General features: G+C 53.5%; 21 protein-coding genes and 1 pseudogene. 10 read left to right on the forward strand and 12 right to left on the reverse strand.

The features are described from left to right. Positions 1-93 precede the first annotated feature (93 nt). Positions 94-381: a response regulator gene (locus CKL79_RS16835; protein ID WP_240518919.1), complete on the forward strand. Its 288-nt coding sequence runs from the start codon at positions 94-96 to the stop codon at positions 379-381. Here the strand turns inward: CKL79_RS16835 and CKL79_RS16840 are convergent. From CKL79_RS16840 to CKL79_RS16850, 3 genes and pseudogenes are all read right to left on the reverse strand, one after another. Further along, positions 378-1,520 (reverse strand): tetratricopeptide repeat protein, encoded by a 1,143-nt coding sequence (locus CKL79_RS16840; RefSeq protein WP_121970745.1) that lies wholly within the window; start codon positions 1,518-1,520, stop codon positions 378-380. The two genes, CKL79_RS16835 and CKL79_RS16840, sit on opposite strands and share 4 nt — an antisense overlap. A 1,759-nt stretch (positions 1,521-3,279) precedes the next feature. Then, positions 3,280-5,028 (reverse strand): annotated as a pseudogene (gene recJ / locus CKL79_RS24405) (single-stranded-DNA-specific exonuclease RecJ); the annotation flags it as partial. Between the two features lie 121 nt (positions 5,029-5,149). Then, positions 5,150-5,581 carry a hypothetical protein gene (locus CKL79_RS16850; RefSeq protein WP_121970746.1) on the reverse strand — a complete coding sequence of 144 codons (432 nt, stop codon included), beginning with the start codon at positions 5,579-5,581 and terminating at the stop codon, positions 5,150-5,152. A 219-nt stretch (positions 5,582-5,800) separates the two neighbouring features. Between CKL79_RS16850 and CKL79_RS16855 the strand changes: the two genes are divergently transcribed. Beyond that, entirely contained in the window at positions 5,801-6,841 is a 1,041-nt protein-coding gene (locus CKL79_RS16855) for an Npun_R2821/Npun_R2822 family protein (RefSeq protein ID WP_121970747.1), read from the forward strand. 109 nt (positions 6,842-6,950) lie between these two features. On the opposite strand, the gene CKL79_RS16860 is transcribed toward CKL79_RS16855, so the two are convergent. After that, positions 6,951-7,721, reverse strand: a complete 771-nt coding sequence (locus CKL79_RS16860) for an SDR family NAD(P)-dependent oxidoreductase (RefSeq protein WP_121970748.1) — start codon at positions 7,719-7,721, stop codon at positions 6,951-6,953. 58 nt (positions 7,722-7,779) lie between these two features. Next, positions 7,780-8,322: a response regulator gene (locus CKL79_RS16865; protein WP_240518920.1), complete on the reverse strand. Its 543-nt coding sequence runs from the start codon at positions 8,320-8,322 to the stop codon at positions 7,780-7,782. 320 nt (positions 8,323-8,642) lie between these two features. Between CKL79_RS16865 and CKL79_RS16870 the strand changes: the two genes are divergently transcribed. After that, positions 8,643-9,062 (forward strand): response regulator, encoded by a 420-nt coding sequence (locus CKL79_RS16870; RefSeq protein ID WP_121970750.1) that lies wholly within the window; start codon positions 8,643-8,645, stop codon positions 9,060-9,062. On the opposite strand, the gene CKL79_RS16875 is transcribed toward CKL79_RS16870, so the two are convergent. From CKL79_RS16875 to CKL79_RS16885, 3 genes are all read right to left on the reverse strand, one after another. After that, complete coding sequence (locus CKL79_RS16875; protein WP_121970751.1) at positions 9,035-11,875, reverse strand: PAS domain S-box protein; 2,841 nt, start codon at positions 11,873-11,875, stop codon at positions 9,035-9,037. The genes CKL79_RS16870 and CKL79_RS16875 overlap by 28 nt on opposite strands. A 137-nt stretch (positions 11,876-12,012) precedes the next feature. Next, entirely contained in the window at positions 12,013-12,588 is a 576-nt protein-coding gene (locus tag CKL79_RS16880) for a GNAT family N-acetyltransferase (protein ID WP_121970752.1), read from the reverse strand. Beyond that, complete coding sequence (locus CKL79_RS16885; protein WP_240518921.1) at positions 12,582-13,199, reverse strand: TetR/AcrR family transcriptional regulator; 618 nt, start codon at positions 13,197-13,199, stop codon at positions 12,582-12,584. Before CKL79_RS16885 ends, CKL79_RS16880 begins: the two co-directional genes overlap by 7 nt. 396 nt (positions 13,200-13,595) lie before the next feature. Here CKL79_RS16885 and CKL79_RS16890 point away from each other — a divergent pair, with 396 nt between their 5' ends. Continuing rightward, complete coding sequence (locus CKL79_RS16890) at positions 13,596-14,480, forward strand: metal ABC transporter substrate-binding protein (RefSeq protein ID WP_205879123.1); 885 nt, start codon at positions 13,596-13,598, stop codon at positions 14,478-14,480. 15 nt (positions 14,481-14,495) lie between these two features. Here the strand turns inward: CKL79_RS16890 and CKL79_RS16895 are convergent, their stop codons facing one another. Continuing rightward, positions 14,496-14,741 (reverse strand): hypothetical protein, encoded by a 246-nt coding sequence (locus CKL79_RS16895; protein WP_121970754.1) that lies wholly within the window; start codon positions 14,739-14,741, stop codon positions 14,496-14,498. A gap of 189 nt (positions 14,742-14,930) precedes the next feature. Between CKL79_RS16895 and CKL79_RS16900 the strand changes: the two genes are divergently transcribed. The 3 genes from CKL79_RS16900 (at position 14,931) to bioA (ending at position 17,974) form a co-directional block, all read left to right on the forward strand. After that, positions 14,931-15,773, forward strand: coding sequence for a metal ABC transporter ATP-binding protein (locus tag CKL79_RS16900; protein WP_121970755.1), 843 nt, complete (start codon positions 14,931-14,933; stop codon positions 15,771-15,773). Positions 15,774-15,844: 71 nt separating this feature from the next. Then, entirely contained in the window at positions 15,845-16,672 is an 828-nt protein-coding gene (locus CKL79_RS16905; RefSeq protein WP_121970773.1) for a metal ABC transporter permease, read from the forward strand. 12 nt (positions 16,673-16,684) lie between these two features. Then, a complete protein-coding gene (gene bioA, locus CKL79_RS16910) occupies positions 16,685-17,974 on the forward strand; it encodes an adenosylmethionine--8-amino-7-oxononanoate transaminase (RefSeq protein ID WP_121970756.1) in 1,290 nt (429 codons plus the stop codon). 33 nt (positions 17,975-18,007) lie between these two features. Here the strand turns inward: bioA and CKL79_RS16915 are convergent, their stop codons facing one another. The 3 genes from CKL79_RS16915 to CKL79_RS16925 form a co-directional block, all read right to left on the reverse strand. Continuing rightward, positions 18,008-19,060 carry a sucrase ferredoxin gene (locus CKL79_RS16915; RefSeq protein WP_121970757.1) on the reverse strand — a complete coding sequence of 351 codons (1,053 nt, stop codon included), beginning with the start codon at positions 19,058-19,060 and terminating at the stop codon, positions 18,008-18,010. 99 nt (positions 19,061-19,159) lie between these two features. Beyond that, positions 19,160-19,972 (reverse strand): alpha/beta hydrolase, encoded by an 813-nt coding sequence (locus CKL79_RS16920; protein WP_205879124.1) that lies wholly within the window; start codon positions 19,970-19,972, stop codon positions 19,160-19,162. Positions 19,973-20,330: 358 nt separating this feature from the next. Further along, positions 20,331-20,786: a transcriptional repressor gene (locus CKL79_RS16925; RefSeq protein WP_121970758.1), complete on the reverse strand. Its 456-nt coding sequence runs from the start codon at positions 20,784-20,786 to the stop codon at positions 20,331-20,333. A gap of 320 nt (positions 20,787-21,106) precedes the next feature. On the opposite strand from CKL79_RS16925, the gene CKL79_RS16930 reads away from it, so the two are divergent. The 3 genes from CKL79_RS16930 (at position 21,107) to CKL79_RS16940 (ending at position 25,530) form a co-directional block, all read left to right on the forward strand. Continuing rightward, positions 21,107-22,825 carry an iron ABC transporter permease gene (locus CKL79_RS16930; RefSeq protein ID WP_240518923.1) on the forward strand — a complete coding sequence of 573 codons (1,719 nt, stop codon included), beginning with the start codon at positions 21,107-21,109 and terminating at the stop codon, positions 22,823-22,825. A gap of 68 nt (positions 22,826-22,893) precedes the next feature. Continuing rightward, a complete protein-coding gene (locus tag CKL79_RS16935) occupies positions 22,894-23,877 on the forward strand; it encodes a homogentisate phytyltransferase (RefSeq protein WP_240518924.1) in 984 nt (327 codons plus the stop codon). Positions 23,878-23,907: 30 nt separating this feature from the next. Beyond that, complete coding sequence (locus CKL79_RS16940) at positions 23,908-25,530, forward strand: cation:proton antiporter (protein ID WP_121970760.1); 1,623 nt, start codon at positions 23,908-23,910, stop codon at positions 25,528-25,530. Positions 25,531-25,540 lie beyond the last annotated feature (10 nt).

A 25,540-nucleotide genomic window follows, 5' to 3' on the forward strand; every position in this document is an offset into this window, starting at 1 on the left:
CTTTTCATTCTTCTGTTACAACAGATTTCTCGCCCTTTGACCACTCATCGTTACTTTCCTCAATAATGCTACTTACCAGCGGTTATTGAGCTATTGCCATTCGATGACGACTATCAAGGCTTTTTTGACTTGGTGGCCAGTCAGGTGGCAGCGGCGATCGCCGCCCTCAAAAAAGCCAAACCAGATATCATCTTGAGCGATATGGGCATGCCCGATGTTGATGGCTACGCGCTGATGCGACGGGTGCGATCGCTCTCTCCTGAGCAAGGCGGAGAGATTCCAGCGATCGCCCTAACTGCCTACGCCAGCAACATTAACTACCAGCAGTCAGCCGCAGCCGGATTTCAAACGCATATGGCCAAGCCCGTACCGCCTTCCTAAGAAGGTGCAGTCGTCGCTGAAGCCGCTTCTGCCAAAAGCGCCTTGGCCTGCACAGACTGCAGCACAGGGTCAGTCAGCGCCCGCTGCTGGTAAATCTCTGGATGCAGCGCCATCGCCCGCCGCCAGTACTCCATCGCCGAGCCCATATTCTCTAGTAGGGCATAGCAGCGAGCCTGCCGGTAAAAGGCAAAAGACTGATCTGGCTCAATTGAAAGCGATTTATTATAAGCCTCAATCGCCTGTGTGTAGTCGCCCATTTTCTCCAGTGCCCAGCCCAGACAAAGCCAGCTCTTATGGTCATAAGCCTGACATTGCAAAGCCGCCTTAAAGCTGTCGTAAGCTTCCTGGTAGCGCTGCAAGTTCATCAGCGTCAGCCCCCGGTGGTGCCAGGCACTTGCCACGCTGGGCTCGATCTGGGTGGCCTGGTCAAAGCAGTCTAGCGCTTCGGTGTGGTAGCTTAGCCGCTTTAGCAAAAATCCTTTGTAAGTCCAGCAAAGGGCGTAGTCAGGTGAGAGCGTCAGCGCCTGGTCAAATTTAGCGATCGCCGCTTCATTCTTTTGCTGGTACATCAGCGCCTGACCGAGGCTCGCCCAAACCTTAGCCGAGCGTGGATTGATCTGGAGCGCTTGTTCAAAACTCTCGACCGCTTCATCCAGCCGATTCAGCTTGGTCAGCACCTTAGCGCGTCCGTACCATAGATCGTAAGACTGGCTAATTGCTAGCGTTCGGTCGTAGCTAGCCAGCGCTTCTTTGTAGCGGTCAAGCCGGTAGAGATTTTTGCTTTTACCATACATAGCTTTGAAGTAGCCAGGGGAAACTACTAGCGCACGTTTGTAAATTTCAACAGCTTCACTATAGTATCCCAGCTGCTCTAAAACTGTGCCGTAGTTACACCAAATGCCCGGTGCATCAGACTTGTGCCGAAGAAGTCGGCTGTAGATAGCCAGCGCTTCTTGATGTCGGCCCGAGCGAGAGAGGCAATAGCCGAGGCCGTCTAAAGCCGTAATATCACCGGGCTCTGCTGCGAGTTGGCGCTCGTAGGCACTAATTTTCCGGTCAAAATTAACTTGAGTAGATGCTGTAAAAGCACCGTCGCGTGTCTGCACAGACGAAAGCTCGATGACAATACTGTCGTCCATCGTTATGTATGAGGTAGAGGTAGTTGCACAGTGTCTCGTGCTGCCACTGTCAAGCTTGATATTGACTTCAAGAAGTGACTGCTGCGGTTACATCAGTACGGCCAGCGCTATCAGCGACATACAGATACCAATGACTATTTAATCGCAGAATTTTTCCCAAATCCGGAGGCTTTCTGAGAGAGCTGGGGCAGAGTTCCCAGGCTGAAGAGCGATCGCCCTTTCCCTACGCAACGCCTCACTCAAGCGCAAAAATCCGGCGCAGCAGCCCGCCTTTCCCCGCCTTCCCCGCAATCAGCTGATGCAGCAATTCGTACTGCCACTGGTATAAGAAGCGCTCACGGTGAGCGGCAACGTCGCGCAGCTTGCTGATTTGATCCAGACTAGAGGCCGCCTGCCGTCCTTTCTGGCTAAAGCAGCCTGCCATGGGATGATCCCACTGGCTAAAAAACTGGCAGAGCAGTGCGCGATCGCCGCTCGACACCTGCCCCTGATCGGTCACTTTGACCATTTTTACACCGCCATCAGGCTGCGATCGCTGCGTTAGCTGACCCGGGGGAAACGAGCGCCACTGCTCAGCTAAAAGCTGCGGCACCCTGTCTAAAGTATGCTTATTCGCTGCTTCGAGCGGCATACCCCCTATTTCGGTGATGCCCTGAGCCTGCAAAAAATCAGCCAGATCGGCAAACAGGGGCGTCAGCACCTCGCGCTCTACCGCCAAGCTCAGCCGAATGCCCGCCTCTGAATAGTCATCAATATGGGCATCTGGCCCCCCTGTTTGTACCAGCTGATAATTCTTATAGGCGGCCTGCAGGTCTTTTTGACTCGTCGCCTGCAAACAAAACCAAACGCTGTCGCCGACAGCGTCGCGTACCTGCTGCTTTACACCTGCTGAAGACAGTGACGGACGGCTTGTCTGCACCTGTAGCTGCTCAATCAGGGCCTCTTGTCCCTGAATGGTGCTTTCCTGCACCTGCCGCTCAGTTTCGAGCGCGGCAAACTGGCGCTGCTGCTCTGCTGAGAGGTGGGTGATTTTCTCTTCAAGCAGTTCAATCTGGGCTTGCATCGTTGCAATTTGGCCGTCTTTTTCGGACAGCAGCTCGTCTTTTTTAATCAGCAGCTGAGTTTTTTGCTTTACTTCCAAAGCACTGAGCCCAGCCCGAATCAGATTGAAATACTTCAGGTCGGCAATATCTACCGCAAGCGGTGCAGCCTCTGGCAAATACAAAAAGCCCTGCCGCTCACTCATCTGCACCACCAGCAGATGTCCTTCGCTGTTTTGAATCGTCAGCTGACGACCGATTCCTGTCTGCTCTGGAGACTCCAGGGTGCCCTTATATCGCCGCTTGCTGTAGTAAAACTCAACGTGTAGTGAGGAACCGGGCGCAGGCAGATCGACGGCGAGGTTGCCGAGTTCCTCGGCGGGCGGCATCCCCTCGGTGGCCCAGCTTACCGGCTCGGCGGCTTCGGCGACTGCCGGATAGGGCTGAGTTGCGTCTGGCCTGGCCTGACCAATAACCGATCGCTTAACGGTATGGTCAACCTTGAAGGAAATTGAGCTGTTTGGCGCAGCAGCGGGCTTCTCGGTAAGCGATCGCTGCAGGTCCAGCGCAATCTCTTTAGCGGCCTGAGCAGCTGGAGAAACCGGTATTACTGGCTCTGCTGTCTCATCAGGTGCCGCCGTCAAGGGTGTAGAGGGCGCAGGTGACTGAGCTGACCAGGGCCGAATGCCAGATCCATCAGCGTTGACTGGCAGTGCAGACCGGACGCCCACTAGCTCTAGCTCTACGTTGCGACGCCCCTGCCACTCATTCAGGCGAATCTTATAGGCAATGTCCAGGGCGCGAGGCAGCGGGTAGTAAGTTCCCCAGCGCCAGGCGATCGCTTTCATCACCGTTTGTTCACCAGCAGGTGACGGATGGGCCACCGTCAGCTTCAAGTGGGTGCCGGTTTTACCAATCGCTTTTTGCTCAACCACCGCGACATTTGCCGTCCAAAACACCGGGTCTGGGTTCTCAATGCCGCAGGGATGAATCCGGTCAATCTGTGTATACAGCTCCAGGTCAATACTGGCAAGCGGAGCCTGCACATCGACAGTCACCAAGGGCTTAAGATGCTCGGGCTGTAGATGCTTGCGGGCAAAATTGCTCAGCCGTGACTTCACCTGCCGCAGCTTATTGGCCGGAAAAGAAAAGCCACCCGCCGCCCGGTGACCGCCGTACCTATCGAAGAGATCATCGCAAAACTGCAGCGCCTCAAATACGTTGAACTCCGGAATACTGCGAGCTGAGCCGCGAATTTCCTTTTGAGCTTTGTCCTCATAAGTGCCAATAAAAACCGGAACGCCATAGCGCTCTACCAGACGCGAGGCGACAATGCCAATCACCCCGTGATGCCATTCGGGCTGCACAATCACCAGCACCCGCTCGGTTTGCAGATCGAGCAAGCCCTCTGCCTGCTGCTCTTCGCACCATTCCACCGCCTGCGCCTCAATGATTTCGCACATCTGGCGGCGCAGCTTATTGGCCTCTTCGCACTGCATAGCCCGCTGCAAGGCAACGCCCACGTCTTCTGTCGTGAGTAGATCAATCACAATTTGCGGGTCGGCAATGCGGCCTACAGCGTTGATCCGGGGCCCTAGCCTGAAGCCAATCGCCTCTGGTTTGAGGGCTGTCTCCTCACTCAGACCAGCCACTTCGATCAGCGCCTGCACCCCTGGGATAGGCGACTTAGGCAGCAGCTTTAAGCCGCGCTTCACCCAGCGACGGTTTACGCCTGTCAGCGGCGCTAAGTCAGCAATGGTACCTAGCGTAAACAGCGCCAGCAGCGTGGCCGTCAGATCCTGCATCTGATCCATGCGCTGAGCTAGACAGACCGCCAAAATATAGGCCACGCCGACGCCCGCGACGCCCTGATAGGGAGAGTCTGCGCGGATGAGTTTGGGGTTGAGAATGGCGTTAGCTGGGGGCAACCGTTCGGGAATGTCATGATGATCAGTCAAGATCACCGTTAGGCCCAGTTCTCGGGCGCGGGCAACTGGCTCATAGGCAGCAATGCCGTTATCAACCGTGAGAATAATCGCGCCGCCAGCAGCATGAAACTCCTCAACAATGCGCTGGTTGATGCCATAGCCTTCGTCCATGCGGCTGGGAATAGCGTAGTTAACCTGAGCGCCTAAGTAGCGCAGCGATCGCATCAACAGCGCCGTACTGGTCATGCCATCGGCGTCATAGTCCCCGCAGATCATAATTTTCTGCTGAGCATCAATCGCTTCGACCAGCAGATCCAGGCTATCGGCCAGATCGGGAAAATCATCCAGCGGCGAAGGCAGCAGCAGCGTCTCGGGGTCTAAAAACTCCCAAGCCTGCTCAGGGGTGTAAATGCCGCGATTGATCAGCACCTGAGCCAGCAGCGGCGAGAGCGCCGTCGCCTGAGCAATCTGCCTGGCCTGAGCCGGTTGCGCTGGGAAAATCTGCCACCGCTGGGGCGGCACCTGTCGTTGAGAAGGCAAGTCTACCTGACCTGTCAGCGCTGGGGCGATCGCATTCTCTAGATCTGGTTTCTCAATCGACTCTTCGGGCACAGGACAAAATTGCTAGATCATACGATCTAATCATAGAAGATAGAAATCCTCAATACACTAGCACCCGCCCATCGTTGGCGACATGCACAGCGCGATCGCTATCAAAGCCGCTAGGCAAAAACTCTATCCGCAGCGTTTGCGCATCAGGGCGATGCAGCACGGCATTCACCGCCCGGTTATCTTGACCCCAAAACACCAGAGACATATCCGGGTCTACACCCACTTGAGTCTGAATCTGAAATTCGCGCTGCGATCGCAGCCAATATAAGTCAATATCCAGCACCCGCTCCAGGTTGATCAGCCCGCTCGTGTGATTGACAAATTCAATCGTCAGCGGCTGACCTGGCATAAACCGGATTTGACCAGACTTGCACTGATAGGTACAAGCTTCTGACGCTTTGGCCCCACTTGCCAGCGGCCATATTGCCAAAGTCAGCGCGGCTACGCCAGCCCACCGCCACTTAGAAAACTGAATCGTCATCTGAAGGCACCTCAGCTATCCAAGCTATTGTTGCCTTCATGTTGCCCACTAAGGGGATATTGGCCCCACTCCCTAACAGCCGCCATCTAACAGTCAGACTGATCGAACAGATATTGAAGCTGTACATATTGATTTAGACAAGTAGCGTGGGAACTATAGCAATGCGTTGTATTGACAGCTATATTAGCGCTGTAATTGCTGAATGGGAGTCACCAGTTTATGGCCAACGGCGTATATATTTTAGCCAACGATGTTGTCCTCGATCAGTTGATTGCTTTGATCAACAGCATTGAGCAAAACATCGGCAAGCACTTGCCCATTTGCGTCGTGCCTTACGATGACAATACCGAGCGGGCCAGAACCGCAACTCAGCGCTACCCGCAAGTGCAGTGGTTTGATGACGCAGCTATCCTGACTAAATGGGAGACCTTTGCCACCCAAATCTGGCAGGCGCATCCGACTGCTTTGGAAGCTTGGGCTCAGCGCGGCGTTAACGGCGTTAACCGTATGGGCATGCACCGCCGGTTTTGCTGCTTTGATGGGCCTTTTGATCGGTTCATCTACCTAGATGCCGACATCCTAGCGATGAATTCGTTTGACCAGTTGTTTGACAGTTTAGACGACCACGACTTTGTCACTTACGATTTTCAGTATAAAGATCTCAGCCATGTTTATGATGTTACAGCGGCTAATCTGACCCAGGTGTTTGAGGGCGATCGCCTGGAGACAGAGATCTTCTGTGCGGGCCTCTATGCCTCCAAAAAAGGCGTTTTCACCGATAAAATCCTGGCAGATTTGCTAGCTCACCTGCAGGCAGGCGAGGCCAGCATCCTTTACTACCACGGGCCTGATCAGGCCATTTTGAACTACATGGTAATGAAGTCCGGCATTAAAGCGGCTAACCTAGCACGGGTGCTACCCACTGAAAAACGTACTGGCTGCTGCGTTACCTCACCTCACTTCGAAGAGAGAAACCATATCCTGTTTGACCATCAAAAACAGCTGACCTATTTGCACTACATCGGGGTTGGCTCTCACTTCTTCCAACGGCTGTGTGCCGGAGAAAATATTCTCTTGCCCTACCGAGACTTATTTTTGCACTATCGCTATCTCTACGAAGCTGAACAACCTCAGTTCGTAGGGCAACCAGTAGACTACATGCAGCTTAAGTTAAGCAACCGGCAGCGACTCTCTCAATCCGTAGGGCAATTGGTCACAGCCTTCAAAAAGGCTATTTTCCTCCGCCCAGTCAGCCCGTAGCCTTTGGGACTAGCTTCTCTAAGCCCTCTACCTGCATGTCCTCAGTTAGTGTCTCAGCTCAGCCCGCAGCCGTCTAGCCCAACCGAAAACGATTAAGCTTCGGCAGGTCTTACCAGGGCAAACGACTGCCATCCCACGAAAAAAAAGCGCCGTTATCTTGCGGCGTAACGCCCGAGAGCACCGTGATTAGCTGAGAAACCGTCCGCTCTGTAGAAAAGAGTTTTTCCGGTGGGACGCCGCGCTGAAAGGGTTGGGAGAGCTGGGTGTCGGTCGTCCCCGGGTGCAGCATCACAATCGTTGTCCGAGGGCTACGACGGCTGTATTCTATAGCAGCCGTCTTTAAAAACATATTAAGGGCAGCTTTAGAGGCCCGATAGCCATACCAACCGCCTAGACGATTGTCGCCAATGCTGCCAATTTTGGCGGAGATAGTGGCAAAGAGACTGGGTTCTGCATGTTTGAGTGCAGGCATCAGATGCTTTGCCAGCAGTACCGGGCCAATGCTATTGACCTGGAAATAGCGCAGCAGATTGTCAGCATTTAGCTGGCGCAGGGCTTTTTCGGGCTGCTGCTGATCGCTGTGCAGCAGCCCCACGCAATTAACCACCAGATGGAGCTGAGGCACCCACGCTTGAATTTTGCCGATGCCAGTGGCAATCTGCGCCTCATCAGTGAGATCCATCGCTACGCAGTGCAGTCGCTGAGAATGCTGGTCGGCGAGGGTAAATAGCTCAGCAGCGGTCTGTTCACGGCGATAGGTCGCAAACAGGTGAGTAACGCGGCTCTCTTGCAATAGCTGCTTGACAAATTCTAATCCGATGCCCTGAGTCGCTCCGACCACCAGGGCGTTAACAGCGGGCACAGCGGGCAATAGAGTCATAGTACCAAAGAGCAAAAGCGTCCTGAGCCTAACACGTTTACTCTGCTGGCGAGCGGGGCTAGGCGGTGGCCACAGCAATCATCTGGCGGCATTTTTCTTCGGCAATCTGGCGGGCTTGCGTGGCTTCTTCTAACTGCTGCTGCTGAGTTTGGATCAGCGCCTGCTGGGCCTGTAGCTGTAAGCTTTGCTGACGCATTTTTAGCTGGTTTTTAACCCGAGCTAAGACCTCTGCCGGGTGAAATGGTTTGTTGATATAGTCGGCGGCACCGACTTCAAACGCCTTGACCTTATCAAAGGTGAGGTCTAGCGCGCTGAGAAAAATGATCGGAATGTCTTGAGTTTGGGGGTTAGCTTTGAGCCGCTGGCAGACTTCGTAGCCGTCCATATCAGGCATCATAATATCGAGCAAAATCAGGTCGGGCTGAAAGCGCGGTACATTGCTAAGGGCCATGCTCCCGTCAGGGGCTCTCTTTACTTCGTAGCCTTCTGCCATTAGCAGGCTAGCGAGCAGCCGAAGGTTTTCTAGCAAATCATCGACGACCAATATTTTGAAGCTTTCGCGCTGTGCTTCGCTCTCCATAGCCTTCGCTACCCATGACAAGAATGTTTTGTGGTACTAGTATTCCCAGTTTGGGGGCTGGGTTCATCAGCAGTCATCAATGTTCGTTGATACGTATAAGGTGGGCAACCTGCTATAAAAGATTTACTGGCAGGGCGACAAGAAAGGTATTAAAAGGGCGGTGTCTTCATAACTTGAAAGGATAGGGATCGGCTGATTGCCGTCTCAATAGAGCGTTTACGCTAGCGATCGCTGGTTGAAGTGGCGGCGAGCAAAGCTAGATTATGGATTAATTTGTATTTTTTTCGGTCTATTTATATTTTATTTTCAGATCTTTTGGTCGTTGTTGAGGAGTCTCGCTTGTGAATATTTTGATGGTTGAAGATGACTATCTGCTGGGCCGAAGTACTGCCCGGCTGCTAGAAAAACTAGGCAACCACAAAGTTAGGCTGACTCACAAAGCGGAGGATGTCTTCAAGCACTGCCGATCAGGGCTGATAGATCTGGTGATTATGGATGTGAACCTGCCGGGGACGTTTTGGCAGGGGAAAGAAGTGACTGGGGTGGAGCTATCTTTTTTGCTGAAGTCGCAGACGGAGACGGCTCAGCTACCGATTGTATTGCTGACGGCCTATGCGACCTATAACAATCAATCTCGCCTGCTGAGCGATGCGCTAGCGGACCATCTCTGTACTAAGCCAATTACTGACTACGATGCTTTTCTCGCCCTTTTAGACCGGGTGAGCGGTGGCGATCAAGAGGCTGCTTTTTCTGCTTCTTGAAGGGCATGCAGTAGCTCTTTGTAAGCTAAGTTTTTGATGCATTTTTTGATGGCTCGGGCCAGACCGATCTGGGCTGAAGGGAGCTGTGCTGCCAGGTCTGAAATGGCTTCGTCGTCTAGATCGAGGGTGGCTTGGGTAATGGCGTATTGCCAGGCACTCGGGGTTTGGGCTAAGCCCTCTGGGGTGAGCGACTCATCGACGGTATCGCTAGCCGAGTCGCCGACGGTTTCTGCATACTGATAGCGGATGCCGAGATGCTGAGCCATTTTTTCGAAGATTTCGGCTGCGCGAACTGGTTTGCTGACAAAATCGTCGCAGCCACTGGCGATCGCTGCTGTTTTATTTTCGCTAAAGGCACTGGCAGTGATTGCAATCAGCCGGGTTTTGCCAGCAACATCGAGCGCTTTAATCCGCCTTGTCGCCGATTCGCCGCTCATCACGGGCATACGCATGTCGATCCAGATGAGATGGGGTCGCCAGGTTTGCCAGAGGGCAATGGCTTCTCTCCCGTTGATGGCTTCTCGCACTTCAAAGCCAACATCGCTCAGCAGGCGAATCAGCAGCTTACGGTTAAGATCGACATCGTCTACTACCAAAATTTTATAGGTTGGTTGACCAGGTTCAAGCCCAATCACGCGGCCCTGAGGAGAGCCTAGCACTGTCGATGCGTCTGAGTTTTCTAGAGAAACCGTCGGAATTTCGAAGGCAAAGGTCGAGCCTTTGCCCAACGTTGATGCCACCGTGATTTGGCCACCGAGCAGTTGGACGTATTCGCGCGAGATGGTCAGGCCCAGCCCAGTGCCTTCATAGGCGGTCAGTCCAGATTGGGTTTGGACAAAGGCTTCAAACAGGCGATCTTGGTCAGCCGGGGCGATGCCAAAGCCGGTATCAGTGATGGCAAAGGAGAGGGTTTGGGAGCGGCTGTCTGGAGAGGCGCTAGGTACTGTTTGGCGGGCGGTCAGGGTGATGGTGCCTACCTTGGTAAACTTGATGGCGTTGCTGAGCAGGTTGATTAAAATCTGTCTGAGTTTGAGGCGATCGCTGCGAATTACGCGCGGTAGATTGTGCGATTTCTCAACTATTAGCCGCAGCCCTTTATCACTGACAGTGCTCAAAAACATCTGTTGCAGCTCGTCGAGCAGACGATACAGATCAAACTCGCTCTCACTGAGTACGGCGCGTCCGGCCTCGATTTTTGAAATGTCGAGAATGTCGCTAATCACAGCCAGCAAGTGCTCACCGCTGCTGTAGATAATGTCTAGATGTTCCTTTTGTTCGGCGCTGGGGTTGGCCCCCTGGAGAATATGGGTAAAGCCTAAAATGGCGTTTAGCGGCGATCGCAGCTCATGGCTCATATTGGCTAAAAATTCGCTTTTAGCGCGGTTAGCTGCCTCTGCCGCTGCCGTTGCCCGCGCCAGCTTCTCGACGACCTGTTTCCGCTCAGTGATGTCTTCAAAGACGTAGAGATAGGCAAAAGTCTCATTGTTCTCTTGGATGGGGCCATAAATGCGTCGCAGGGTGCGCCCATCTAGCAGCGGCACCTCATCTTCTATCACTTTGTTGCCGTCGCTAAAGTCTTGAGCTGTCGAGGTGGCAACAAAAGCTCCCAGATTGATATTGCCCAAGCATTCGCTCAGTAACTGTTCGCCCGTGACTCTCCCGCAGTCAACAGCGGCTTGTAAGTGCTCTAGCTGCCAGATTCGGTAAAACTCTGGATTGACAAATAGGGCTTCGTTAGTAATGCAATCCATAACAAAAATGCCAGTGGGCGGCAGATTGTTGATAGCACGTAGTAAGGCTTCGCTGCGGCGCAAGTTTTCTTCGGCCTGTTTGCGCTTGGTCACATCTACTAAAACACCCAAAGCATTGCCCGAATATTGAATGTCATCGCATTCGGCAATGGTTGAAAGCAACACATCCATGCGATCACCGTCTTTTTTTATAAACTGGCAGGGCATCTCTCGGCAAGCAGCGTGAGCCTCTGGCAGCGGCAGTAGTTTGCCGATTTGCTGCTGCGACTCGGTTGCGACAAATGCGCTCAGCAGTTCGCCAATCACCTCTTGGCGCTGATAGCCCAACTTTTCTAGCCAGTAGTGACTTACGCTAACAACGCGCCCCTGGCGGTCTATCGAATGGAACATAGCTGGCGTTTCTTCATAGAGATGGCGATAGCGCAATTCGCTCTCTTGCAGCGCCTTAAAGGTTTCTAAGTAATGAGAAATATCAATCTGGGTGACAATGTAGTGGGTAACGATGCCTTGATTATTGGTCAGTGGCGAGAGGGTGACCTCATTCCAGAAAGGTCTACCACCCTTACGATAGCTGCGCAGCAGTACTTTACAGCCGGAGCCTGTTGCCACCGCCTGTCCCATGTCCGCGATGCCTGCTTGCGCTGTGTCTTCTCCCTGTAAAAACCGACAGCGCTGACCCAGCACTTCAGCAGCGGCATAGCCCGTCAGCTCTTCAAAGCTACGACTGACGTACACAATCGGTAAGTCTGGCGGCTGCGCATCACAGATGATTAGCCCGTTGGCAGAGTGCTGTATGGCCTGCTGAAAAATTTCAGGGGGTAGGTTCGGTGAGCAGCCATTGAGCTGAGCCGCCTCGGAAGACGCTGACGAAGAGCGCTGAGAGCAATCGGCGGTCATCCCCTCAAGAGTTATTGCTACTGAGCCGTGGCTTTTTCTTCGGAAAATCACTAGCCGGTATGCTGCAAAGACGGCAGCCACAATCAAGACCTCGGCAGAGCCTTGACCCATCCAGGTACCCAGACGAAGATCGGCTATGTGCAAAACCCCGGATAAAACACCCATATTGTGATTCCCTTTCCAGCAGCCTCAGGCAGACCTTACCCATAGATCTATTCCCAAAATGGCTGCTGGCTGGATCAGCATGCTGCGGCTAAGCGAAACGATCTAGCGTTCACGATTTGGCCTGAGGCTGATAGGCGTCACGGGTGTGTGTTGGTCGCAATAGAATCAACTAGGCTGGTGAGAATATGATCCTGCCACTGACCCGCGATGTAGAGATAGTCAGGCGCGTAGCCATTGACGGCAAAGCCAAGCCGCTTGAGTAAGCGTCCGCTGCGCTGATTGTGAGGCAGGTAGTTAGCTTCAATGCGATGAAATCGCAGCCGGGAAAAAACGTAGTCTATGCTGACCTGGAGGGCTTCTCTCATGTAGCCTTGGCCCTCATAGCTTTTGGCCAAGCTGTAGCCGACTGAGCAGTTTTGGAAGACCCCTCGACTAAAGTTGCTAAAGTTAACGCTGCCAATCAGCGGGTGAGGAGATGACTTTAGAAATAGAAATAGCTTGAGCGAGCGATCTTCTTGAGTCTCTGTCAGTCGCTGCGACAGCGCTTGCCGCCAGTGGTCTGAGGTGTAGAATTCAGGCAGCTTCAGTGGCTCAAAGGGGGCCAGGTGTGCTTGATTTTCGCGGTAGTAGGCAAGGATGGCTGGAATATCGTCTGGCTGACCGTGGCGCAGCTGTAGATGGCGAGACTCTAATAAGAACGGGCACTCTAGCATGGAGGAGCAATCAGATCGACGAGGGTCGTGACGATGCGATCGCTCTCTAAAGGCATTAGATCTTGTCCCCCTAGCACGCGCTGCAAAATCACAAAGTAAATTAGGGTGCCAGCAAACGTGCGAGCGGTCGCCTCAGGGTCGCTCAGCTGTAGCTCACTGCAGGATGCTAAATAGCGGGTAAGGCCATCAAGCAACGGTTTGGCGACATTTTGAATATAGGGCTTGGCCAGCTCTGGAAATCGCCCCGACTCGCCTACAATCAGGCGCATAAATTCACAAAATTGCGAATCGCGGGCAGCGTCATTTAGCACCTTAGTGGCCAGCTCACTCAGCACGACCCTGGGCTCTCCCTGCAGCGCATTTTCGTCACGCGGGTCATACACAGTCCGAAATTTGTCTTCGGCCAGCTCTTGCACCAGGGCTGCGAATAGTCCGGCTTTGTCTTGAAAGTGGCTGTAAACCGTCGCTTTAGAAACGCCAGCAGTCGCGGCTACCCGGTCCATGCTAGTAGCGGCGTAGCCATTCGCTAAAAATTCTTGCATCGCCCCCTCCAGAATTGCCGCTGTTTTAACAGCCGATTTTTTACGTTCAGAGCGGGTAATAAGATTCACAAGGATAGCGTTGGACAGAAGGGGAGAAGGCATGCAAGACGGTTGACGACGTGCTAAAGACAGCTTAGTACATTGCTCTGCGTGATATGACCTCTTGTCAACTTTATCCACATATTGAGAGGGGCGTAAAGTCTAGGGCGGTAGATAAGCGGGTTTGTAGAGCCTCCTCATTGGAAGGAACAATCCTCACAAGAAGTTAGAGCGCCGGGGGAGCGCTGACTCTTTGGACTTGCTGGGTGACGGGTGGATAACCCAGGTGTCCGCCATTGTCGTTTGAATTGAATTATGAAACAATTATGAAAAGCTCCATCTCCCCTCTAAGCTTCCATGGATCGCGCCCTATCAGTTTTCAAAAACATGCGAAAAGCGCGTCCTCTTGGGCTCGCCGCTGCTCTCATGATTGCCTCAGCAGGATGCAGCCCCGAGCCTCAATCTGACCGTGCCCAAACCGACCAAAAGAAAGTGCTGACCACCTTCACCATCTTGGCCGATATGGCCCAAAACGTAGCCGGTGATGCCCTCACGGTAGAATCTATTACCCGTATCGGGGCAGAAATTCACGGCTACGAGCCCGTCCCTAGCGACATTGCCAAAGCCCAAAATGCCGACTTGATTTTGTACAACGGTCTGGACTTAGAGCGCTGGTTTGACCAGTTCTTAGGCAATTTAGACGGTGTCCCCTCAGTCGTTCTGACCGAAGGGCTTACCCCCATCCCCATCGCCGAAGGCCCGTATGAAAATAAGCCTAACCCCCACGCCTGGATGTCGCCGCAAAACGCGCTGATCTACGTAGAAAACATTCGCCGAGCCTTTGTCGAACTCGACCCGGCTAACGCTGATACTTACAATGCCAACGCCGCCGCCTACAGCCAGCAGCTTGAAGCGATTGACGCCGCGCTGCAAACCGAGCTAGAAGCCGTACCCGAGGCCCAACGCTATCTAGTGAGCTGTGAAGGCGCATTTTCCTACCTGGCGCGTGACTATGGCCTAAAGGAAATTTACATTTGGCCGATCAATGCCGAGCAGCAGTCCACTCCTAAGCAGCTTAAAGCGGTGATTGATCAGGTACAGGCGAATGACGTGCCCGCCGTGTTTTGTGAAAGCACCGTCAGTGATGAGTCTCAAAAGGAGATTGCAAAGGCGACCGGCGCGACCTTTGCTGGCAACCTCTATGTTGATTCGCTCTCGACGGCATCGGGGCCAGTGCCGACCTTTTTAGACCTGTTGGAATATGATGCGGATGCGATCACCAACGGACTGACGAAAAACACGCCACAGTAGGGGATATTTCAGCTATCAGACAAAAGTTCGGCTTCTATCGAACAAAGCCTCATCTTCATTGTCCAAAATCGGCATCAAGAATGTTTTCGACAGAGATGAAGGCTGAGCAAGCTTGCTATGACTATCTGCTGGTAAGACACCAGCCGTCTGCGTCTTCGGATCTGCAACGATCTGAGGAACATCCTCACCAGCGCTTTGCACAATCTGGCTGAAGTTATCTCCTGATGACTGTAGTGGCCATTCACTGGGCGCAGTACCCATGGTGCCTCCTTATTTATCAGGTGTTTCAATTAGTTTATCGCTTATTTTTTGCGCATACAACCATAGGTTTTTCGACTACGACTATAGGCTGATGTAATGGCTTTTAAAGGAAGATATTGCCCCTATTTGGTTGTCGTTTTCGTTTGATTATGAAACAATTATGAAAAGTGAAACGATTATGAAATAATGATGGATAGCTCTTTGGCCAGCGGCGATCGCTACGGCATTGCGGTAGACAATATCAGCGTCACCTACAGCAACGCCCGCTTAGCGCTGTACAACGCGAGCTGCTACGTCCAGCCTGGAACTATCACCGGACTGGTTGGGCCAAACGGTGGCGGAAAGTCGACCCTGTTTAAGTCCATCATGGGCTTTCTATCGCCCAGTCAGGGCCGCGTTCATATTGACGATATTTCCGTCGAAAAGGCCCAAAAGCAGCAGCTCATGGCCTACGTGCCCCAGGCTGATGAAGTCGATTGGAACTTCCCGATCAGCGTGTTCGACGTGGTGATGATGGGCCGCTATGGCTATATGAATATCTTTCGTATTCCCAGCCGCAAGGATCGCCGGATTGTGCGCGAAAGCCTGGAGCGGGTAGGGATGAGCGAGTTTAAGGATAGCCAAATTGGAGAGCTTTCCGGTGGTCAAAAAAAGCGGGCTTTCTTAGCGCGGGCGCTGGCCCAGGAAGGCAAGGTGATTTTGCTCGATGAACCTTTCACTGGCGTCGATGTGAAGACCGAAAAGAGCATTATTAATCTGCTCTTGCAACTGCGAGATGAAGGGCATACGGTGCTGGTCTCAACGCATGATCTGGCTTCGATTTCTACTTTTTGCGATCGCGTCATCCTCCTCAACCAAACCATCCTCGCCGCAGGCACTACCGCCGAAACTTTTACGCCTGAAAATCTCTCTATGACCTTTGGCGGCCTGCCGCTCAGCAGCTTTTCCTCCTATCAGCCAACGACTCAACTCGCTCATCAGCCCGGTCACCCATACATTCATGCCGAGTCCGACCGGGGAGCAGACCTGTGAGCGATGCCTTGCTAGCTCTTTCTCCTGCCGTCGCCTGGAGTTGGCTAATCGAGCCCTTTCAGCTCGGCTTTATGATCCGGGCATTATGGGTTAGCGCCTTTGTGGGCACAGTTTGCGCAGTACTCTCCTGCTACATTACGCTCAAAGGCTGGTCGCTGATGGGCGATGCGGTCTCTCATGCGGTCGTACCCGGTGTAGTGGTGGCTTACGCGCTAGGACTGCCTTTCTCCGTTGGCGCATTTGTCTTCGGCTTTGGTGCAACGGTGGCTATCGGCTATGTGAAAGCGAAAACGCGGCTGAAAGAAGATGCCGTTATCGGCGTTATCTTTACCGGCTTCTTCGCCTTTGGGCTGGTGCTCGCTACCAAAATTCCTAGCAATATTGATCTCTTTCACATTCTCTTTGGCAATGTGTTGGGCATCTCTCAGCAAGACATTATTCAAACGCTGATTGCAGGCATCACCACCCTCGCTATCATTCTGCTGCGCCGAAAAGATTTGCTGTTATTTTGCTTCGATCCTAATCATGCTAAAGCGATTGGGCTAAATACTCAGGCGATGTATTATACGCTGTTGTCGGTGCTGGCTTTGACCATTGTCACCGCCCTGCAAACGGCGGGTATTGTGCTGGTCGTGGCCATGCTGGTGACGCCGGGAGCGACCGCTTATTTGCTCAGCGACAGATTCGACCATATGCTGATCATTTCTGTTGCCACCAGCGTGCTTTCTTGTCTATTCGGCACCTATTTTAGCTATCACCTCGACGCTTCTACTGGCGGCTGCATTGTCGTCCTGATGACGCTGTTTTTCTGCATGGCAATGATATTTGGCCCTAAGTACGGCATGTTTGCTCAACAGTTTCAGCAGCGAGCAAATAAGCGGTTAAATGAGGTGACCTGACTTTTCACCCCAATGGTTTCACTCGAACAGCTTATCGCTCTTGACCGACAGCATGTCTGGCATCCTTACTCGGCCATGCCTAACCCGCTGCCGGTGTTTCCCGTGCGCTCAGCGAAGGGGGTGCGGATTGAGTTGGAGGATGGGCGATCGCTAATTGACGGCATCTCTTCCTGGTGGACCTGCATTCACGGCTACAACCACCCCCGGCTAAACCAGGCAGCGCAACGGCAGATGAAGAAAATGTCGCACGTGATGTTTGGCGGGCTGACGCATCGGCCAGCAGTGGAACTCGCTCAAAAGCTCATAGAGATTACGCCAGAGCCGCTACAGCACGTCTTCTTTTCAGACTCCGGCTCGGTGGCGGTAGAAGTCGCGATGAAAATGGCAGTGCAGTACTGGCACAATCGCGGCAAACCCGACAAAAATCGCTTTCTCACCATTCGCAGCGGCTACCACGGTGACACCTTCGCCGCCATGTCTGCCTGCGACCCGGTGAATGGCATGCACCATCTGTTTAGCGGCTTACTAACCCAGCAGTATTTTGCCGATGCGCCTCAGATACGCTTTGAAGAGGATTGGCAGGAAGCGGATATCAGCAGCTTTGAGACTTTGTTGGAGGAGAAAGGCGATCGCATTGCCGCCGCTATCTTCGAGCCGGTTGTGCAAAATGCAGGCGGCGTTCGCTTTTACCACCCTGAGTATGTGCGCCGGGCGAGCGACCTATGCCAACAGCACGACGTGTTGCTGATACTCGACGAAATTGCCACCGGTTTTGGCCGCTCGGGTAAGCTGTTCGCCTGCGAATACGCCAATATTTGTCCGGATATTATGTGCGTTGGCAAAGCGCTCTCAGGCGGATTTATGTCGCTTGCGGCAACGCTGACGACAACTCATCTGAGCGAAGCTTTTGCAGCTGGTGAAGCCGGTGTCTTCATGCACGGCCCGACCTTTATGGGCAATCCGCTAGCCTGCGCCGTCGCACTCGAAAATCTGAACTTGTTGGAGAGCTATGATTGGCAGGCTAAGGTCGCCGAGATTGAATCGCAGCTAAAAAAAGAGTTGGAGCCTTGTCGTTCTCTGGAAGCAGTGAAGGATGTAAGAGTGTTGGGGGCGATCGCTGCCGTAGAACTCCATCAACCAGTAGACATGGCCGTCGTACAGCCCCAGTTCGTAGAACAAGGCGTCTGGCTACGCCCCTTCGGCAGACTGCTCTACAGCATGCCGCCCTATATCATTCAGCCAGCCGAACTGCGAGCCATTACGTCTGCAATTTACCAGGTGGCGGCAAGCGTTCAGGGTTAGCACAGCGCCGAGATGGGCTCTGATACTTTTGGATTAGGTTTGGCTGTCAGCGAGGCCAATTTGATAGTTGTCTGCTTTAGCGCCTGCCTTAGCGAATGATGGCAAGTCTAAACGCTCACTCATAGTCAAGCAGTCAGCTACAGAATATTTGACTATGGTAGAAGGTTGCTCCGCCTGGCAAGAGGGCTTTAAATAGTACGACTGGTGAGGATCTGGCGCTAGCCTGGCGTAGTAGTGCTTTACCGTATTATCAGCGAATTGAACGGACAGCTCAGCGTAAATCTGGTCACTGTCTGAGGTTGAAGTAAAAGACTGATAGGCAATCGAATAATCTAGCCAGGCCCAGCCCTCACTGAGCCATAACTGTCGTTCCAATAGTTGAATGGGGGGTGGCAACAGTCCCCAGCCTCGGTAGACTGACCGCACCTGATCAACCGAACCACTGCGAGTCACGATGGCCCGTAAGGTTTCGGCGGTGAGGCGACCGTAGTAACGGCCAGTGGGCAGGGCGATCGCCGTCGGTGCAAACCGGTGCCCTCCAATGTGGCTAGCTTGCCATATCCTCACATTTGAAAGCTGGCTCTCAGTAAACATCCGCCTAGCCGCTGTGAACAGAGGCTTCCCAAACCGGGCGCAGCATCTGTCTCGCATTCCATGTGTGCAAACCAAAATATCTTGCATGTCAGCAATTGGGCGGCCCAGATGAGTGCCTTGCCAGTGGCTCTCCACACAGTTCACTACTTGGTCTAGGCTCTCTAGCTGAAATTCATAGCCACGGTAGCTACTGGCGAATCCGCCGGTCGAGGCGGTAGACGATTCGTAAATTAATACCGTTGTTTGGGTTGGCGCGATCGCAGCGCCTCGATTAATGCACAAAAACTGAACCGACCGCTCAGCCTTGGCCGCGTGCGCAAAATGCCTCAGCGCTGGCGGAATCACAGCCGAATCGAAGGCTTTCGCCGCCCAAGGTAGCGGACACTCAATCAGGACATAGGTTTGATAGTGTCCGGCAGTGCCAATGAGATCTTCGCCCGCCTGTTGAGAAGCAGCGGCACAAAAGAAGGCTGTTTGCGGAGTGGATTTCATAGAAGGATGACGAAGAGGGACGTTCTCAGACGTAATACTGGAGGGCTGCAGTCTTTGGCGGCAGTGCTTTCACTGTATCCTTTTGGCTGTGTCTGTGGACTATAGCTGAGTAGAGACCTGATTGTGTTCGCTGCTGTTCAGGCGATCGCCGACCAATCTCTGCTGATTTTGGACCGAGACTTGCTGCCAATAGTCAGCGATTCTATTGGCAACGATGGCAGCCTGCTGAAAGTGAAAGAAATGATGGCCACCCGGACAATGCCAAAGGCGAAATGATGAATTGCCATCAGAGCACTGTTTTTCTGATGCATCACCTGCGATCCAATCTTTCCACAACGGCTGCTGTTGGGCACGGGCGATCGCATCCATCTCACCATTGCAGATCAGCAGCGGTACCGCCGTCGCACCGGGCGGAATTTTGGCATGGTCAGCCAGAGAATGCAGCGTCAGGTTGCTATCGAGATCTTGGGCCAGCAGGTGAGTACAGGCTCTGGTAAACCTGGCAGACTGCTCGCCAAACAATAGCCGGGTCATGTGAGCCAACACCATCTCGCGGCTACAGGGCAAAAGCTGCCTGAGCGCATAATAGTGAGACTGCCAGTTGACCGCTGGGAGGGCAGCGACTGAAAGCAGCGTGAGAGAAGCCACCTGCTGCGGATAGCGGCGGGCATACAGCAGCGCCACCATACCGCTCACCCCGTGACCCAGCAGATGCGTTTTATAGGGGCGATCTTTTAAATAGTCGTGTAGGGAGGCGACGGCGATGTCGATGCAGCAGGGCTCGTCTGCCGTTTGGCTATATTCCCAAAGCTGAACGGATGTCACTTGGGCCAGCTGAGATAGCAGGCGCTGGTCGAAGCATTTGAGATGGGGGCTAACTGATAGCCACAGCACATTGGGCGAATGGGTCATAGGATGAGCCTGTAGAATCTAAGTTATTGAATATCACTCTCAACAAATGATGACAGTGAGTATACCCCAAATTTTAGCTAATGGGAAGTATTTTCAATAACAGGCTAAGAGGCGATCGCCCCTGCAAATCAGATGTCTAACTCTGTTCGGACTGTGAGGCTTACGCAGCTTTTTCCTTAAGGCTAGTCGTCCGATCCCCCACTCTATGAGGCCGAGAGCAAAATCGCTCTCCGAGATCTCCCTTTTAAGAATAGGTTTCGATAGCTGGCAATCAGTAGGGTGCTGTAGCGAAAGTAACTTGCTCCAATGACGAGCAGGTATGCCTCTACCGCTGGATTTTAGCTGGGACTAAATGGGCCTAAATCGGTAAGATGGAGCGCTGACAGGCCGGGCAGACGGCGTGGATAGAGAGCTGACAGTCTAGTAATTGGTAGCCAGACTTCTCTGCCGTTTTCGCGCCGACTTTTAAGACAGAGTCGTTTTTGAACTCTATAGTTTTGCTACAGCGGACGCAAATCAAATGGTGGTGATGATGAGGCGAGGGCTGGTTGATCTCATATTGCTTTTGATCTTCGACTAGCTCTAGTTCGCGTAAAATGCCCATGCGAGACATGAGCTTAAGATTGCGATAGATAGTAGAAAGGCCAATCGGTTCGCCTTCTTCTTTTAGCAGCTCGCAGAGGTCTTCTGCACTCAGATGGGTGCCCTCTGGCAAGTTCTGAAAGGTTTTTAAGATGGTTTCTCGCTGAGGAGTCATGCGCCAACCGCGCTCGTGCAGCTCCGCTTTTAAAGCAGCTGGTGTGTAGGCAACCATGAACTTTCCTCTGCTTTGCAATCAATAAGATTCAACTAATGAGAATGATAGCGAATCGGCAGGCTATTTGCAACAGGTGCTGCTTATTGAGAAATATATCTAAGAAGTGTCTATCTGTCAGTGCGCCGTTGATGCCTGTAAGGACTGATGTGATTGGGGCGTTGAGAGATCGCGCCGATCACATACAAATTTTTACTCAGAGGGTTACCGCTATAGGTTAGTTAGCGCTTAGTCTCAGCGGTTGCTTATGCAGGTGTCATAGACTGGTTAACAGCGGGCTGTATCCTCATCTTAGTAATTCTTTCTTCTCGCTAAAAAATATGTCCCTACGTCCCTCTGTATCTACCCATGATGTCAAGTCTTCTGAGCTGGGGTTGAGGTCTCAGCTAGTGGCGCGGCTGACAAAGCGGCCCAATGGGTGGGCGATCGCCACATGGATCATTGCAGCGCTGGTCTTTTTGCCGGTGCTAGTCGTGGCGGGCAGCGTTTTTGCAGATGTGGGCGAGGTTTGGGCTCATCTGGCAGAGACGGTGCTGATGACTTACATCTCTAATTCGCTGATTTTGATGGCGGGGGTTGCCATCGGCGTGCTGGTGATTGGCGTGGGAACGGCCTGGCTGGTGACGATGTGTCAGTTTATAGGTGCGCGTATTTTTGAGTGGGCGCTGCTGCTGCCATTGGCCGCACCTGCCTACTTGCTGGCCTACACCTATACCAACTGGCTGGAGTACTTCGGGCCGGTACAAACTGGGCTGCGCACTTTGTTTGGCTGGGAGAGTGCAACCGACTACTGGTTTCCGAATGTTCGCTCTATTTGGGGCGCGATCGCCCTCTTTACCCTCACGCTTTACCCCTATGTATACATGCTGGCCCGGGTCGCTTTTTTAGAACAGTCCGTCTGTACGCTAGAAGTGAGCCGTTCTCTGGGCTGTGGTCCCTGGCGCAGCTTTATCAAAGTGGCAGTGCCCCTAGCCCGGCCCGCCATTATCGCAGGGCTGTCTCTGGCGCTGATGGAAACGCTCAATGACTTTGGTACGGTGCAGTATTTCAGCGTAGCGACTTTTACAACGGGCATCTACCGCACCTGGTTTGGCATGGGAGAGCGGGTCGCTGCCGCGCAGCTATCGGCCATGCTGATGCTGTTTATTTTGGCGCTGATTTTGCTAGAGCGCTGGTCACGGCAGCAGGCCCAATACTACCAGGCCAATAACAGCCTGCAGGCACCCACTGCTTACCCACTGGGCAGGTGGCGCGGTGGTTTGGCAGCGCTGGCCTGTTTGCTGCCAATTAGCCTGGGGCTACTGGTGCCGGGCGGGCTGCTGGTGCTGATGGTCAAAGACAACTGGGCCGACGTGCTCGGCAATCGGTTTACAGAATTGGTGACGAATAGTCTGACGCTGGCGGGACTGACGGCGGCGATCGCCCTGCTCCTATCTTTAGTACTGGCCTACGGACAGCGACTGGATGGCAGTCGTCCGATTCGCTTCGGTGTGAGGCTGTCCGCTATGGGCTATGGCATTCCGGGCGCGGTGATTGCCGTTGGCATTTTGATTCCGGTAGCGCGGCTGGATAATGCGATCGCTGCCTGGTCAGCAGCGACTTTTGGCATTTCGCCGGGGCTGCTGCTGAGCGGCACGATCACCGCCCTAGTTTTTGCCTACCTGGTCAGATTTTTAGCAGTCTCTCTCGGCTCAGTCGAATCAGGTCTGGCCAAAATTCGCCCCAATTTAGACGACGCGGCCCGCAGCCTGGGCTATTCGCCCAGTAAAACGCTTGCCAAAATTCACGCCCCGCTGATGACTAGCAGTCTACTGACGGCAGTCATGCTGGTGTTTGTCGATGTGATGAAAGAGCTGCCTGCTACGCTAGTCATGCGGCCTTTTAACTTTGATACGTTAGCGGTGCGGGTCTATCAATATGCTTCGGACGAGCGGCTGGTAGAGGCGGCGGCTCCGGCGCTGACTATTTTGCTGGTGGGGCTGCTGCCGGTAGTGGCGCTGAGCTGGCAAATTACTCGCGCTCGTCAAATCAGGCAGTAGTAAGCCAGCGGCTAGTGAGACAACAGATTCGGATTCGGTGTACATTTTAGGGCATGACTAAACCTTCTATGTCTGCGCAGCCCCCTGCGCTTCGGGACCCGCTCTATCCGCTCAAAAATCCGCTGGCGTGGCTGCGGGCATTTTGGAAATTCTCTAGGCCCCATACCGTGATTGGCACTAGCTTGAGCGTGCTGGCACTGCTGGCGATCGCTCTAGCTGCCGATCCCCTGTCAATTAGCCAGGGCGACGTTATTGGCTCTTGGCTGCTCGCCTGGATCGCTTGTCTGTGCGGCAATGTCTATATCGTCGGCCTTAACCAGGTAGAAGACATTGCCATTGATCGAATTAATAAGCCAGATTTGCCAATTGCCTCGGGCGAATTTACTAAAGGGCATGCTCAGCGACTGGTCTGGCTGATGGGCGGGCTAGCGATCGCCCTTGCCCTCATCTCTCAAAATATCTACCTCATGCTGACTGTCGGTCTGAGCTTAGTGATTGGCACGGCCTATTCGCTGCCGCCCGTCAGGCTAAAGCGCCATCCCTTTTGGGCATCGGTGTGCATTTTGGTAGTGCGCGGTGCGATTGTGAATTTGGGGCTGTATCTATACTTTGCGACCCAGCTTGGGCTCAGGGCGGCTGTCCCTGCTCGGGTATGGGCGCTGACACTGTTTGTGCTGGTGTTTAGCTTTGCGATCGCTATTTTTAAAGACATTCCAGATTTAGAGGGCGATCGCCAGTTCAATATCTCCACTTATACGCTGAGGCTGGGCCGAAAAAAGGTGTTCAGCCTGGCCCGCTGGGTACTCACCGCCTGCTACGGCGGACTGATTATTGCTGCTCCTTTTCTGCCGGGCGTTCAGGCACCCTTCTTGATGGTGGCGCAGGGCATCGGCATTTTCTCTTTTTGGTGGCTGAGTCGCCGGGTGGATCTCGATCCCTCCCCCACCAAAAAGAACATCTCCTATCCAGATTTTTACCAGTTCATCTGGAAGCTGTTTTTCGTAGAATACCTGATCTTTCCGCTGGCCTGCTGGTTAGCCATCAGCCCGTGACAGCCTGAAAATTTCGCTGAGCAGGGCGCGATGCTAGAAAGTATTATCTGGATTTTACTGGGAGGATTTTTTGCCGGACAGCTCGCCCGGCGGCTGAGAGCGCCAGCCCTGGTGGGGATGGTGCTGGTCGGTATTTTACTCGGCCCACAAGTCGGCAATGTCATCAGCCCGGAGGTCTTGGGGGCGGCAGATGCGCTGCGCACCATTGCCGTCATGGTGATTTTGATGAAGGCGGGGCTAGGGCTAGATCGTGAGAAGCTAGCCCAACAGGGCACGGTGGCGCTGCGGTTGGGATTTTTACCGGCGGCTTTTGAGGCGATCGCCATTGCCATTGCCGCTGTCTGGCTCTTGCAGTTCGACTTTTTGACGGGCCTGCTGCTGGGCTGCATTATTGGCGCAGAATCTCCGGCTGTCATCGTGCCCGGTATGCTGCGGCTGAAGAGCTTAGGCTGGGGCGTCAAAAAAGGTATCTCCGACGCCATCTTAACCGGCAGCGCGCTCTCAGATGTATTGCTCCTGCTAGTGTTTAGCCTGCTGCTATCGTTTCTTTCTCAGGGTGCGGCAGCCGGTCTGAGCCTGCCGGCTGGCCTGACGCTGAGCCCGTTACAGCTGCTGCCATTTCAGGTAGTGCTTCAGATTACCTTAGGGGTGATGCTGGGTTGGCTGACTGCCCGGCTGCTAGTAGCGCTCTTAGTTAAGCAAAACTGGACGCAAAATGTGGTTCAAGACGCCCTGGTAGCCGCCGGGCTAGCGCTCCTGCTGGTGGTGCTGGCTGCGAATGTACCCGTCTTTTCAGGCTACCTGGCGGTGATGGCGACCGGGTTTTTCTTAATTGAGCAAGATGCCCCGCTGGCCAGACGGCTGAGAGGCGGGTTTAACACCCTGTGGATTGTCGCTGAGATTATTTTGTTTGTGCTGCTAGGGGCTAGCATTCAGTTGCAGGTGTTGGAAAGCACTTTGCTGGTAGGGCTGGTGATGCTGGCCATCGGTACGCTGGTGGGGCGATCGCTCGGCTGGTATCTCTCAACTCTGGGCAGCAATTGGACGTGGAAAGAGCGACTGTTTTTACTGCCGGGCAACTCTGCCAAGGCGACAGTACAGGCGGCGATTGGGGCAGTCCCATTAGCGCAGGGTATCGACGGTGGCGAAACTATTTTAGCGATTTCGGCCCTGTCTATTTTAGTCACCGCACCGCTCGGTGCTTGGGCGATTCCTACCTTTGCACCGAGACTATTGCAGCGCGGTGACGTTGACCCGACTAAAGTAGCGATCGCTCGCCAGATCACGCTATTAGCTGCTGTAGATACCTCTGCGCTATCAGCTCAGGTTTTAACGAAGGCTGCAGACTTAGCTCGCCGTAGTGATGGCGAAGTAGTTGTCGTCTATGTTGCTCAAGGAGACTCCTCGGAAGCAATAGAACAGCTGCGCAGCCAGGCAAGCCAGCTATTGGCTGATATTCGCTATCGATTTGTCATCACAGACGGGCCAGTACCTGAAGAGATTATCCGCAGCGCTCAAGCCGTCGGTGCTGCTGAGATTGTAATCGGCAGGCGCGGGCATCGTCTCCTGCGTGAAAGGCTAGTTGGATCAGTTTCGCAAGCTGTACTAGAAACCAGCCCGTTGCCTGTTGTTGTTGTTGACCTTGCCGCATGACTACTGACAA

It is taken from the genome of Leptolyngbya sp. BC1307 (assembly GCF_002286735.1).
Lineage (GTDB): Bacteria > Cyanobacteriota > Cyanobacteriia > Phormidesmidales > Phormidesmidaceae > Phormidesmis.